Annotated in this window: 11 protein-coding genes and 1 tRNA gene; 3 read left to right on the top strand and 9 right to left on the bottom strand. The window is 64.1% G+C overall.

What is annotated here, in order from left to right:
- Positions 1-287 precede the first annotated feature (287 nt).
- Positions 288-692: a nuclear transport factor 2 family protein gene (locus LPJ38_RS11045; RefSeq protein WP_145633205.1), complete on the top strand. Its 405-nt coding sequence runs from the start codon at positions 288-290 to the stop codon at positions 690-692.
- A gap of 181 nt (positions 693-873) precedes the next feature.
- Here LPJ38_RS11045 and LPJ38_RS11040 read toward each other — a convergent pair whose 3' ends face one another.
- The 5 genes from LPJ38_RS11040 to LPJ38_RS11020 form a co-directional block, all read right to left on the bottom strand.
- Positions 874-2,124, bottom strand: a complete 1,251-nt coding sequence (locus tag LPJ38_RS11040) for a vanadium-dependent haloperoxidase (RefSeq protein ID WP_231088608.1) — start codon at positions 2,122-2,124, stop codon at positions 874-876.
- A 292-nt stretch (positions 2,125-2,416) separates the two neighbouring features.
- A complete protein-coding gene (tenA, locus tag LPJ38_RS11035) occupies positions 2,417-3,091 on the bottom strand; it encodes a thiaminase II (protein WP_145633210.1) in 675 nt (224 codons plus the stop codon).
- 523 nt (positions 3,092-3,614) lie between these two features.
- Positions 3,615-3,691: transfer RNA gene (locus tag LPJ38_RS11030), tRNA-His, on the bottom strand.
- Between the two features lie 71 nt (positions 3,692-3,762).
- On the bottom strand, positions 3,763-3,933 hold the full coding sequence (locus tag LPJ38_RS11025) for a hypothetical protein (RefSeq protein ID WP_167520457.1): 171 nt from the start codon (positions 3,931-3,933) through the stop codon (positions 3,763-3,765).
- 167 nt (positions 3,934-4,100) lie between these two features.
- A complete protein-coding gene (locus LPJ38_RS11020) occupies positions 4,101-4,535 on the bottom strand; it encodes a phasin (protein ID WP_008544748.1) in 435 nt (144 codons plus the stop codon).
- 656 nt (positions 4,536-5,191) lie between these two features.
- On the opposite strand from LPJ38_RS11020, the gene LPJ38_RS11015 reads away from it, so the two are divergent.
- Positions 5,192-8,512: a PAS domain-containing protein gene (locus tag LPJ38_RS11015; protein ID WP_145633213.1), complete on the top strand. Its 3,321-nt coding sequence runs from the start codon at positions 5,192-5,194 to the stop codon at positions 8,510-8,512.
- Between the two features lie 91 nt (positions 8,513-8,603).
- Complete coding sequence (locus LPJ38_RS11010) at positions 8,604-8,861, top strand: PepSY domain-containing protein (RefSeq protein ID WP_145633216.1); 258 nt, start codon at positions 8,604-8,606, stop codon at positions 8,859-8,861.
- A gap of 111 nt (positions 8,862-8,972) precedes the next feature.
- Here the strand turns inward: LPJ38_RS11010 and LPJ38_RS11005 are convergent, their stop codons facing one another.
- The 4 genes from LPJ38_RS11005 to LPJ38_RS10990 form a co-directional block, all read right to left on the bottom strand.
- The gene (locus tag LPJ38_RS11005) at positions 8,973-10,145 is read right to left on the bottom strand and encodes a thiolase family protein (RefSeq protein ID WP_145633219.1); all 1,173 of its coding nucleotides are present in this window, start codon (positions 10,143-10,145) and stop codon (positions 8,973-8,975) included.
- 285 nt (positions 10,146-10,430) lie between these two features.
- Positions 10,431-12,020, bottom strand: coding sequence for a phosphoglycerate dehydrogenase (serA, locus tag LPJ38_RS11000; RefSeq protein WP_145633221.1), 1,590 nt, complete (start codon positions 12,018-12,020; stop codon positions 10,431-10,433).
- Between the two features lie 155 nt (positions 12,021-12,175).
- Positions 12,176-13,348: a phosphoserine transaminase gene (locus tag LPJ38_RS10995; protein ID WP_145633224.1), complete on the bottom strand. Its 1,173-nt coding sequence runs from the start codon at positions 13,346-13,348 to the stop codon at positions 12,176-12,178.
- A gap of 79 nt (positions 13,349-13,427) precedes the next feature.
- Entirely contained in the window at positions 13,428-13,619 is a 192-nt protein-coding gene (locus tag LPJ38_RS10990; RefSeq protein ID WP_231088607.1) for a hypothetical protein, read from the bottom strand.
- Between the last annotated feature and the right edge of the window lie 20 nt (positions 13,620-13,639).

Genomic DNA, 13,639 nt, shown 5'->3' with positions numbered 1-13,639 from the left:
CCGAAGAACGAGAGCACTGCAGCAATTACCACGATCAGCCCGATGATATAGATGATACCGTTCATAGCTCAGCTCCCTCAGCGTTGTCAGTCCTGCCGCAGCTAGAAACACCCAAGGGCTTGGAAAGGTTCGCCGGTGCTGGCCGTCGTTTTCTTCCAGAAGCGGGGAACGAAAGCGAACGATCCCGCTTCGCCGGATTGGAGCCCCTCGCAGCACCACCCGGACCATTTTGCCTTTACACGCAAAGGTCGCTAATCTGCCCTGACACGTGTTGCAGGGAGGGTAACATGGCACAGCGCGAAGACATGCTCGCATTGGTCAGGAACGCCTACGCCGCTCGCGACGGTGATGATGCCGAGGGCCTGGTGACAGCCTTTCATCCCGAGGGCGCGTTCACCTTGATGGGAGACACGAGCACGCTCGAACTGACAGGAAGCGTACAGGGGCACCCGGCCCTGCGAGGGGCTTTCAGTCAGTTCATCAAAAACTTTGGCTTCGAAGGTCGCGAAATCCTGGCCGAGCTGGTCGACGGCGATCGCCTCGCCATCCATTCCCGCCTTGTCGTCCGTTATCGTCCAACCGGAAAGACGTTCAGCACCGAGCTGTTGGACCTGTTCAGAATTCAGGACGGCAAGATCATCGAGCTGATCGAGTTTGCGGATACGGCGCAGGTCAAGGCGATGATCTCCTGAAGGCCGGTGATTTCGACGTGCTTCAGAGCGGGCAGCAAGCCGCCATGAAAAATGGGCAGAGCACGGGCGGCCCTGCCCACCACGTTCGGACGTCGACGTGTCCTGGTATGGCAGGCGTAGATGCCTCGATTTTGAGCGCTTCTCGACCTCTGTTGGGTTCGCGATTCACCCGCACGCCGGCTTACTGCTTCGGTTCAGCTCGCGCTTCCAGCCCGCGAAGCTGTGTCGCGACAGTCAAGTCGCCGATCTTTCTTCCCATGTCTTTCCCGACCTCGGTCGAGAAACGATAATGGAAACCGGCATAGATGCGCGCATTTGAGACCTCGTCGCTATAGTCCTGGATCCTGGACCATTTGCGAGTCACCCCCGGCGCAGTGGGGCTGGTCACCGATAATTCTCCGATGTCGTCGCCGGCGATGGACCGGAGTACTGTTGAAACCGAAGCCGATACGATGCAGTGGGCGCATGGGTATTCGGGATGCATCGGCGTTTCGCCCAGCGGCAACCAGGACGAATCGCGTGGCGTCTTCGGGTTGTGCGTGATGTCCGCGTTGCGTATGGCCGTCGTTGGCCGCCACAAATTGTAGTGATACTTCGCATCAAGGACGGCGACAATTGCGTCGTTCCCCGCGATCTCGGCAAGGGCGAAGAGACGAGCGCAGTCAACGAGGTCCATGTGCTTGGCCAATGCGACTTGCCGGACGATTGGATTGAAGCTGGGAGGCCCGACCAGAAACCAGAATCGCCCGATATCCGTCTGCTCTGCTGTCCGGGTGGTGCTGTTGCGAGCGCCGACCTCCCGGATTTCGTTGACGTCTCTGCTCCAGGTCTCGGAATCAAGCGCCGGTGGTGGCGCCGGACGGAATTGTGAGACCGACGTCATGACCCAAGGGGTCATTGATCCAACCGTTGTGCCCAGCGGCACCACGGTCGGCACATAGACCCCCGCGGCCGTAGCCGGGCGATACGACTCCTGGGCGTTGCTGCCATCATCCCTGCGCAACGCTATCACGCCGGAAGCGGCTATCGTTCCAAGCTCAATTCCATTCGCCTTTCCGTCCGTATCCGGGATGCCGGAAAGCGATGCATGGAGAGCGGTATCAAGGGCAGATTTCTGGTCCGGATAGATCGTCAGAAGAATGTTGTAAGCCGCAGCAGCCGCCGCGGCTTCCTTGGACGTGGAGCGGTCTGCTACCAGATCCAGCTTGTATGGCGTGTACCGCCTGTCGATCGCGTTGACGGCCTCGAACATGGCGACGTGCAGCATCGACATCGTGCGGGCCTGCGGCACAGGCAGGACCTTCTTTTCAGCGGCAATCGCATCTGCTTTCGCATTCCAGTCCATGATGACATCGGCACGCGCAGTGCCGACGCAAACCGCGAGAGCGGCGACGATCAAGAATGGGGATCTTGTTGCAAGAAACGTCTTCATCTTCATGCTCCTCGTTGTTCAACAGAGAGCGACATCTTGTGCGGACGGGCCGCGCAAGAATGTGGAAGTGCAGAACAATCTTAAGATCGCAGCAAGCCGGCTGCTGTGAAGCAGCTTACACCCGCCTTCGCTTCCCTCGTAAAAAACCTGAAGTCGCGATCCGAAGAGTAAGATCGATTGCCTTACCTGATGCGCGAGCTAATTCGGCAATCTCGTGCGCCGATCGCATCCTTGGCGCGGGCGGGATCGACGACGGCGCTGATCTCCGAAATCTTTGAGACTGCCGCAAGGGCTATTGAACGCGCTGGCCCGCGCGCCAGGACATCGCCCAGAAGTCTGCCTCGAGGCGGGTAGCTTCCTTGAAGATTGCGATCAGCTCGGCCTCGCGGGCCGGCGTGGCGTAGAGATCGGCGAGATGATCCAGGTGCGCCCGCGCTTTGGCAGCGACCTCCTGGTACGGCACGCCGGCGTACTCGGCGATCCAGACGCGATAGGCGTTCGTCGCGGCGTTCGCATTGGGGCGCGAGGCGAGCCGCGTCGCAATCTCCGCGTACCCGATCACGCAGGGGGCAAGCGCCACCTTGAGCGCCAGCAGATCGCCGCGCATTCCCGCATCTAACACATAGCGCGTATAGGCCAGCATCTCGGCGGCCGGAGGGGCCTGCTCAAGGTCGGCCGGGGATAGACCCCAATCGGCACAGAGCTTCACATGCAGGTTCATCTCGACATCGAGGATGGCCGAAAGGCCGGCCGCTGCCTCATGCATGTCGGCAAGCCTGGGCGACTTGTAGACCGCGAGCGCGTAGGCGCGGGCAAACTCGATGAGGAACAGGTAATCCTGAACGAGATAGTGACGAAACGCGGCTTCGGGGAGCGAGCCGTCTGCCAATCCATTCGTGAAGGGATGCTCGGTGTAGGCCCGCCACTCGACGGCTGCTGCTGTCTTGAGACGCTCGAAGAAACTCACGATCTTTTCCGCCTGGCTTGCTTGTCCATGAAAGTCCTTGGCTTCGAAGGTTGCCTATTTCAGAGGTCAAACGTCCTAAGCGGTTGTTCGATAGTTCCGGGTGTGTCAGTTCTGATAACGCTCCAATCTCCGGCGGAACGTCGACCAAGCCAAATCTTGAAAGATCCAAACTTCTTTGCTGCCGGCGGAGCGCGTTGTTTGTGATACGATGACGCGCGAGTTTGTAGGCCTCGGCCGGATACTCAAACTTGTATTGTCCTTGCGATATTGTGGGCTCACTCATCCCCGACCCTCATCAGCATCAACACCCGGGTCGAGTTATGCATCTTCTGGAAGCGCGATCTACTACCCACCACCAGATTGCGGACTCGCCTAAATTAGATCAGGGTTCGCAACCGAGACTCGAAAGCCGAGGGCAACGAGGTGAGCAATAGTCACCCCTGTTTCTCGAACCGAGCGCTGAAGCCGTCCAACTCGAGAGTCGGCGCTTTCACCTTTCTGGGAGCTATGTCACCATCCAAGCTGGTACAGTTGGGTGGGCTCGAACCACCGACCTCCTGTTCCACAGACAGGCGCTCTAACCAACTGAGCTACAACTGCATCCTGGCGAGCCGCGGCTTGGGACGCCCTCAGTTAAGGGCCGGTGCCAAGGGGGCTGGACGGGGCGGAAACTAGGTGCAACGGGGGTTTTTGGCAAGGCCGCAGAGGGGCGAAAAACCTGCGGAAATCACCTTCGGTGCGATGAAATCGGGCTTGATGGCGAGGATGAGGGTGTTGGGCTCGCCTCTTTCCGCTTGCGGCGGGGCCATCGCATGGGCGCGCTTACGTTTCCACATCGTCATGGCCGGGCTTGTCCCGGCCATCCACGCCTTTGACTGCGGCACCAAGAACGTGGATGCCCGGGACAAGCCCGGGCATGACGACCTTCTTTGATTGAGGCAGAGGGATACACAAAGAAAAAACCCGGGCTTTCGGCCCGGGTTTCTCCAGTTCAAACTGGCCTCACCGCTCAGGCGGCGGAGGGGTAGTACTTCGAGGCGCTGGCCTTGATCGGCTCGGCGGTCTCGGCGGCGACGCGCTGGGTGAGCTCGACCAGCTCCTTGGCCTGGGACTGGAAGGTCTCGACCTGCTTGCGGGCGTGGCCGGTCCACAGCTCCAGCGCTTCCGTCGGCGACTTGGCGCCGAACAATTGCTGGGCGAAGTCGAGCTGGGCGCTGGAATTGGCCTTCATGAACTCGACCAGCTTGGCGGTGTACTCGCTCGCGCCCTTGCTGGCGGAGGTGAACACGGCCTCGACGGTGCCGTTATGGGTCTCGGCGGCGTCCTTGAACTTGGCGTAGTTCTCGCGGGCCTGCGCCGCGCCCTTTTCGGCGAACGCACGCATCTGCTCGGGAACCTCGAACGGGATGATCGAGGCAGAAAACGGATCAGTCGCACCTGTCATGTTGGTCCTCACGCTAATTGGAAAAAATGGAGTGAGCCTTCTGGCGCGCCCGCCGGCCCCGATCATGGGCCCTCGCATTCAGCGGGTACGAAGACTGGAAACGCGAAACAAAAAGGATGGCTCGCCCAGTGCCCAGCATTGTGGCTGCCTATCATGTCAACATTGTGCATCGCAACGCGCCACAACGGTGCGGTGCGAAATTTAATCTAGGTGAGGATGAGGTTCCCCGGCGGGGGAACCGGGGGTTGAGGCGTGCAGCTGGATAGCGGGTGCTGTCTTACCCTCCCTTGGAGGGGGGGAGGGTCGATCGCGCGCAGCGCGAGCGGAGTGGGGTGATCTCTCCCCACGGGCACTGCTTCCGTCGAGAGACTGACACCCCACCTCGGTGCGCATTTCGCTTCGCTCATGCGAACCGAGCCTCCCCCTTCAGGGGAGGATGGGCACCGCCGTTGTGACGGCGAGCTCCGAATCCCTTGGATGAACCGGGCGGCGGCTTGCGGGTTTGGCACGATTAAGGTTATCGCGGCTTAGAGGGCTTCCTTCGGGATCCCAGCCGTGGACCTGCCCGCGGCTGCGGGCGATACTAACCCTTTCTTAAGGCTGCCATTCCCGGCAGCCGCCCAGGATGCTGAGAAGCGGGACGCAAAGCCGGTCGGATGAAGAGTTCGGATTTCCAGTTGCGAGGCGTGGACGATCCCCGGCTGGCCGTGCACGCGACCTCTCCGCTCCCCACCTGGCTATGGTCGATCGACGGCACGCGCGTGCTCTGGGCAAATCCGGTCGGCGCACAACTGTTCGGCGCGGCCCATGCCACGGCGCTGGCGGAGAAGGTGTTCGGCCCGGCGGACGGCCATCGCCGCCAGATCGTCAGGCTGGCGCGCCAGCTGCCGGCGGGCGGCAGCGTGCGGCTCGAACGGCTGCGCGGCTTCGGCGCCCGGCTCGGCACGTTGATGACCTGCGCATGCACCCGGCTCGACTTCGCAGATGGCGGACACGCTGTGCTGGTCACCGCGATGGACCCGAGCTTGCGGACCATGCCGCTGGTCGAGCGGCTGCATCGTCTCGTCGCCGGGGCCGAGGTGCCGATGGCCGCGTTCGCGCCCGACGGCCTGTTTGCCGGCGCCAGCGAGACCGCCCGCTCCCTGCTCGGCTTTCGCGATCTCACCGAGGCCGGGCTCGACCAGGCCCGCAGCGATGCGCTGAGACGCGGCCGCGCCGAGACGCCGATCGGCATCGGCCAGATGGTGCTGCAACGGGTCGGCATCGGCGCGGATATCGGCCTGGTCGCGCTGATCGCGCCGGCCTCGCGCGAGGCGCCTGCGGCTGAAAGCAGGCCTGATACCCCAGCGCCTGATGAGGCCGAGCTGCAGGAGACCGACACGCCGAGCGGGCCGCCGCCATCGCAGGATGAGCCGGCGGAAATACCCTTGTTCGATGCCTTCGCCGAACCGATCGAAGCCACCGAGACCACCGAGACGGTGACGCCGGCGGCGGACGAGAACACCGAGGCCGCCGCCAAAACTCCAGTTGAAAACTGCGGTGAGGCCATGGTGTCGCCGCAGGCGGTGCCGAACACTATCGGCATGGTCGAGCCGGCATCGGGCCGAGAGCTGCCCGCACCGCGTCAGCATCCGCTGCGCTTCCTCTGGCAGACGGATGCAGAGGGTCGCTTTGTGCTGCTTTCCGACGAGTTCATCGGCCTGATCGGTGCGCGCACGGCGTCGGGCTTCGGCCGGCCCTGGCGCGAGATCGCCGCGGACTTTTCGCTGGATCCCGAGGGCCGTGTCGCGCTGGCGCTCGACAGCCACGACACCTGGGCCGGCGTCACCGTGAACTGGCCCGCGGACGGCGGCGAGCATCTTCCGGTCGAGCTTGCGGGACTTCCGGTGTTCGACAGCGAGCGCAACTTCGCCGGCTTCAAGGGCTTTGGCGTGTGCCGCGATCTCGACGGCCTCAACCGGCTCGAAGCGCTGCGGCGTTTCGAGGCGCGGAGCGTGCCGCCGGCGCAGCCGGGTGCAGCTGTCGATATGGTCGAGCCAGAACCAGGGCCCGTGGCAGAAGCGGAGCCGCCGCCGATCGTGCCGCGTGAGCCTTCGCCCGAGCCTGTCGCCGAACTGCCCGAACCCGCATCTGAACCGACTTCACATCCAACCGAGCTGGATACGCCAGTGGAAACCCCTCCCAACGTGGTGCCGTTCCGCCCGCACGGTGATCCCCTGAGATCGCCGACGCTGACGCCGGTCGAGAACAGCGCGTTCAACGAGCTCGCGCGACAATTGTCCGAGCGGCTCGAACGCGATCGCGAGACCATCGCGGCCGACAGTGTCGAGCCGCCGGCCGGGGAGATCACGTCCGAGCTGCCGGCGCCGGAAGCCGAGGCACCCGAGCCCGAGCCGCAGCAGGCCGCCGCCGAATGGCTGGCCGAGCCCGCGCCGCCCGCCCGCGCTGCGCCGACGCGCGACCGCGCGCTGCTCGACCTCGTGCCGACCGGCATCCTGATCTATCGGCTCGACCGGCTGCTCTATGCCAATCCCGCCTTCCTCGCGCGCATGGGCTACGCCAACCTCGGTGCGCTGGAGGATGCCGGCGGGCTGGATGCGCTCTATGTCGAACCGGGCGTCTCCACCGCCAGCAGCACCTCGCAGGCCGGCACGCCGGTGACGATCAGCGCAACGGTGGCGAACGGCGAGACACCGCTTGCGACCACCGAAGCGCATCTGCACACGATCGACTGGGACGGCGACAGTGCGCATGCGCTGATCTGCGCGCTGCCGCAGGCCGCGCCTGTCATCGCGGAGACCGTCGTCGCCGAGACCTTCGTCGAAGAGTCCTTGCCCTCCGCGCCCGAGCTCGAGCCCGCCGCCGGCGAGGCCGAGGCCGAGGATCTCGCCGCGATCCTCGACACCACGGCCGAGGGCATCGTGATGTTCGACGCCGAAGGCAACATCCACGCCTGCAACCGCAGCGCCGAGGCGCTGTTCGGCTATGACGGGCAGGCGCTGCTGGAGCAGAACCTGGTGACGCTGTTCGCGCCCGAGAGCCAGCAGATCGTTGCCGATTATCTCGCCAGCGTGAAGAGCGAGGACATCGCGAGCCTGCTCGATCACGGCCGCGAGGTGCTGGGCCGAGAGAAGAAGGGCGGCGTCATCCCGCTCGCGATGATCATGGGCCGCACCCGGCCGGACGGGCCGAACTTCTTCGCCGTGTTCCGCGATCTCTCCCACGCGAAGAAGGGCGAGAGCGAGCTGACGCAGGCCCGCCGTCTCGCCGACGGCGCGGCCACTGCCAAGGCCGACATGCTGGCGCGGATCAGCCACGAGATCCGCACGCCGCTCAACGCCATCATCGGCTTTGCCGAGGTGATGATCTCCGAACGTTTCGGCACGCTCGGCAACGAGCGCTACGGCGAATACATGAAGGACATCCGCGCCTCCGGCGAGCGCGTCATCGCCATCATCGACGATCTCTTGGAGCTGTCGCGGATCGAGACCGGCAAGCTCGACCTGAACTTTGCGAATTTGAATCTCAACGACCTCGTCGAAGCCTGCGTGACGGTGATGCAGCCGCAAGCCAATCGCGAGCGCATCATCATCCGCACCTCGCTCGCCCATGCGCTGCCGCAGGTCAGCGCGGATGCGCGCGCGATGCGGCAGATCACCATGAACCTGATCTCGAACTCGATCCGGCTCGCCAGCGCCGGCGGCCAGGTCATCGTCTCGACCGCGCTGACCGACCGCGGCGAGATCGCCCTGCGCATCCGCGACACCGGCCATGGCCTGTCCGAACGCGAAGTCGCCGCCGCGATGGAGCCGTTCCGCACTCCGCCGCCGGGCGACGCCGCCGACAGCGCGGCGCTCAGCCTGTCGCTGACCAAGGCACTGGTCGAAGCCAACCGCGCCCAGTTCAACATCAAGAGCGCCGGCCATTCCGGCACGCTGATCGAGGTGGTGTTCGCGCCGGCGCTGGCGAAGGCGTAAGGGGATGGGACGCCGAATGCCCTAAATTGGCCAGCGTGAGAGGAACACACGGTCGGCGTTCCCGTTGAAGCCTCTTACAAAGGAGACTCTCATGAAGCTTGCCATAATCATGGTCGTCGCCGGCTTCCTCGCCCTTGGCTCGGCAGCGAGAGCAGATCAACCCGGACCGGATTGGATGCCGATGGAGCAAGTGAAAGCCAAGGCTATGGAGTCGGGCTACACCCAGGTGACCAAGCTCGAAGCCGACGATGGCCGGTGGGAGGGCGAAGGCATCAAGAACGGGCAAAAGATGGAATTCCACGCCGATCCCAAGACCGGCGTCATCACGCGTGAGAAGCCCGACCATTAGCTCGCGCAGACGACCGCCGCCACGGCCGGCAGCCTCGTCCGTTTCATACAATTCGACGCCCAACAAAAAAGGGCACGGCTTGCGCCGTGCCCTTTCGTGTTGGTGCCGATCTCAGCTGTAAATTTCGAACAGGCCGGCGCCGCCCTGGCCGCCGCCGATGCACATCGTCACCACGCCCCACTTCGCCTTGCGGCGCGCGCCTTCCTGGAGCAGATGGCCGGTGAGACGGGCGCCGGTCATGCCGAAGGGATGGCCGATCGCGATCGAGCCGCCATTGACGTTGTACTTGGCGGGGTCGATGCCGAGCTGGTCGCGGCAATACAGGCACTGGCTGGCGAAGGCTTCGTTGAGCTCCCACAGATCGATGTCGTCGATCTTGAGCCCGGTGCGCTTGAGCAGCTTCGGGATGGCGAACACCGGGCCGATGCCCATCTCGTCGGGCTCGCAGCCGGCGGTGGCCCAGGCGACGAAGCGGCCGAGCGGCTTAAGACCGCGCTTCTCGGCATCCTTGGCCTCCATCAGCACCACGGCGGCGGCGCCGTCCGAGAGCTGGCTGGCATTGCCGGCGGTGACGAACTTGCCGGGACCCTTCACCGGCTCGAGCTTGGCGAGACCTTCCATCGTGGTCTCAGGGCGATTGCACTCGTCGCGATCGACGGTGTAGTCGACGATGCTCTCGGCCTTGGTCTGCTTGTCGACGACTTTCATCTTCGTCTTCATCGGGACGATCTCGTCCTTGAACTTGCCGGCCTGCTGCGCCGATGCCATGCGGCGCTGCGATTCCAGCGAGAACTCGTCCTGGTACTCGCGGCTGAGCTTGTAGCGCTCGGCCACGATATCGGCGGTGTCGATCATCGCCATGAAGATGTCAGGGGCGACCTTGAGCAGCTCAGGGTCGACCGATTCCTTCGGCGTGCCGCCGCCGGGCATCGAGATGCTCTCGACGCCGCCGGCGACGATGCAGTCGGCGCCGTCCGAGCGGATCGAATTGGCGGCCATCGCGATGGTCTGGAGCCCCGAGGAGCAGAACCGGTTCACCGAAACGCCGGCCGTAGTCTTCGGCAGGCCTGCGAGCAGCGCGGCCTGGCGGCCGATGTTCGGCGCACCATGGGCGCAATTGCCGAGATAGCAATCCTCGACATAGTCCTTGTCGACGCCGGCGCGGTTCACAGCGTGCTGGATGGCGTGGGCCGCGAGCGACATCGGCGGCGTGATGTTGAACCCGCCGCGGCCGGATTTCGCAAGGCCCGTGCGCGCATAGGAAACGATGACGGCTTCACGCATTGTTTTCTCCCTTTTCGAACGATTGAACGAAGCCTGGTGACGAGGCGTTCTTGGCGCCATTGGTACACAAAGTTTGGCGGGCGCGGGGAAAATAAAAACGCCGCCTCCGATGAGGGAGCCGGCGTTGTTCCGCGGGTCGGAATATGATGCTCGTCATTCCGGGGCGTACGCACCGCCCCATCCACTCGTCATGCCCGGGCTTGTCCCGGGCATCCACCTCTTCGTGCCGTGTGGTGAGACGTGGATGGCCGGGTCAAGCCCGGCCATGACGGAGGTGAGAGTACGCTAGAACGTCAGCGCCTTGGCCTGCTTGACCTGCGGCAGGGCCTGCACCTTGGCGAGCAGATCGGCCGGCACTGCGCCGTCGACCTCGACGAGGGCGATGGCGTCGCTGCCCGGCGCGACGCGGCCGAGATGGAAGGTGGCGATGTTGATCTTGGCGTCACCCAGGAGGCTCGCGAACTTGCCGATGAAGCCGGGTTTGTCCTCGTTGGTGATGTAGATCATCGACTTGCCGAACTCGGCATCGATGCGGATGCCCTTGACGTCGACCAATCGCGGCTTGCCGTCGTGGTACACGGTGCCGGACACCGAGCGCTCCTGGCGCTCCGTCGCCACGGTGACGGTGATCAGGCTCTCGTAATCGCTCTGCGCGGCGCGCACGATCTCGTCCACCACCATGCCGCGCTCCTTGGCGACGACGGGCGCGGAAACGACGTTGACCTCGCCCAGCATCGGCCGCAGCAGGCCCGACAGCACCGCCGAGGTGATCGCCTTGATCTTCATCTCGGCGACGTGGCCCTCATAGGTGATCTCGACCTTGAGGATGCCGCTCTCGGTGAGCTGTCCCGCGAACGAGCCGAGCTTCTCGGCGAGCGCGATGAACGGCTTCAGTTTCGGCGCCTCTTCCGCGGTGATCGAGGGGAAGTTGACGGCGTTCGAGATCGCGCCGGTGAGGAGATAATCCGACATCTGCTCGGCGACCTGGAGCGCGACGTTCTCCTGCGCTTCCGTGGTGGAGGCGCCGAGATGCGGCGTGCAGATCACGTTGGGATGGCCGAACAGCACATTCTTGGTCGCGGGCTCCTCGACGAAGACGTCGAAGGCCGCGCCGGCGATGTGCTTGGAGTTGAGGGCTTCGACCACCGCCTGCTCGTCGACGAGGCCACCGCGGGCGCAGTTGATCAGGCGCACGCCCTTCTTCATCTTGGCGATCGCGGCTGCATCGATGATGTTCTTGGTCTTCTCGGTGAGCGGGGTGTGCAGGGTGATGAAGTCGGCACGCTTGAGAAGATCGTCGAGATCGACCTTCTCGACGCCGATGTCCTTGGCGCGCTCCGGCGACAGGAACGGATCGAACGCGATCACCTTCATGCGCAGGCCGAGCGCGCGGTCCGCGACGATCGAGCCGATATTGCCGCAGCCGACGACGCCCAGCACCTTGCCGGTGATCTCGACGCCCATGAAGCGGTTCTTCTCCCACTTGCCGGCCTGGGTCGAGGCGTCGGCCTGCGGGATCTCGCGGGCGAGCGCCAGCATCAGCGTGATGGCATGCTCGGCAGTCGTGATCGAATTGCCGAACGGCGTGTTCATCACGATGATGCCCTTGGCCGTGGCGGCGGGGATCTCGACATTGTCGACGCCGATGCCGGCGCGGCCGATCACCTTGAGGTTGGTCGCCTTGTCGAGGATCTTGGCGGTGGCCTTCGTCGCCGAGCGGATCGCGAGGCCGTCGTAATTGCCGATGATCTCGGCGAGCTTGTCCTTGTCCTTGCCGAGGTTGGGCTGAAAGTCGACCTCGACGCCGCGATCCCTGAAGATCTGCACGGCAGCGGGCGAGAGCGCGTCGGAAATGAGAACTTTGGGTTTGGTCATGGGGATGATCCCTGAGTGGGCGCGATCTACTGATGTCGTCACCCGCGGGCGAAAGCGCGAAGCGCGTCTTCGCGCTTGAGACCCGCGGGTCCATCTTTTTCGATGGATGGCCGGGTCAAGCCCGGCCATGACGAGAATGGGGTTGAACCGAACTACTACGCTGCCTTGGCGAGCGTGGCCTTGGTCTCGGCGAAGGCCCAGTCGATCCACTGCGTCAGCAGCTCGACGTCCTTGGCCTCGACGGTGGCGCCGCACCAGATGCGCAGGCCGGCCGGCGCATCGCGGTAATAGGCGAAGTCGTAGCCGGCGCCTTCCTTCTCGACCAGCGCGACCAGCTTCTTCGAGAATTCGGCCTGCGCGTCCTCGGAGAGCGAGGTGATCGCGGGATCGGTGAACTTCAGGCACACCGAGGTGTTGGAGCGGATCGAAGGGTCCTTTGCCAGGAAGTCGATCCAAGGCGTCTTCGCCTTCCAGTCGGCGAGCACCCTGGTGTTGGCATCCGCGCGCGCGATCAGCGCCTTGAGGCCGCCGATCGACTTGGCCCAGTTCAGCGCATCGAGATAATCCTCGACGCAGAGCATCGACGGCGTGTTGATGGTCTCGCCGACGAAGATGCCTTCGTTGATCTTGCCGCCCTTGGTCATGCGGAAGATCTTCGGCAGCGGCCAGGCCGGCTTGTAGGTCTCGAGCCGCTCCACCGCACGCGGCGACAGGATCAGCATGCCGTGCGCGGCCTCGCCGCCGAGCGCCTTCTGCCAGGAGAAGGTGACGACGTCGAGCTTGGCCCAGTCGAGAGCTTGCGCAAACGCCGCGGACGTCGCGTCGCAGATGGTCAGGCCTTCGCGGCTCGCACTGATCCAGTCCGCGTTCGGCACGCGCACGCCGGAGGTGGTGCCGTTCCAGGTGAAGACGATATCGCTCTTGGGATCGACCTTCGACAGATCGGGAATCTCACCGTAAGCCGCGTTCAGCTTGGTGACGTCCTTGAGCTTCAATTCCTTGACGATGTCGCTGACCCAGCCCTCGCCGAAGGATTCCCAAGCGAGCGTGGTGACCGGCCGTGCGCCGAGCAGCGACCACAGCGCCATCTCGACCGCGCCGGTATCGGAGGCCGGCACGATGCCGATGCGGTAATCGGCAGGGACCTCGAGCACTTCGCGCGTCAGGTCGATCGCGAGCTTGAGCTTGGTCTTGCCGATCTTCGCACGGTGCGAGCGGCCGAGGGCTGCGTCCTTGAGATTTTGGGCGTTCCAGCCAGGGCGCTTGGCGCAGGGGCCGGAGGAGAAATGCGGCGCGGTCGGCCGCGAAGCGGGCTTCGCTACAGTCATGATCTACCCTTCCAGATAGTGAGCCTCCCGTTGGGGGGAGGTGTCCCGCCGCGGCTGATACGGGAATCGGGAAGGGCCGTCAAGGAAGTTCCGGGACCTCACGCGCGAGTGATGGCGCCTCGGGTGCGATTCCAGGGGATTGGACTGGCGCGAGCGCGTTCAGCAAGTCCGTGGCTTCACTGATCAATTGCGCGGCCTTGCGGCGGCTGCCGACTTTCAAAATGCATTTGTCATTGACCTGCACGACATAGTCGTTGCCGACCTTGACCATCGAATAACTCGTCATTGCAA

It is taken from the genome of Bradyrhizobium daqingense, from assembly GCF_021044685.1.
GTDB classification, from domain to species: Bacteria; Pseudomonadota; Alphaproteobacteria; order Rhizobiales; family Xanthobacteraceae; genus Bradyrhizobium; species Bradyrhizobium daqingense.
Note: the sequence above shows the minus strand (reverse complement) of the source record. Positions and strands in the feature narration are given on the sequence as shown.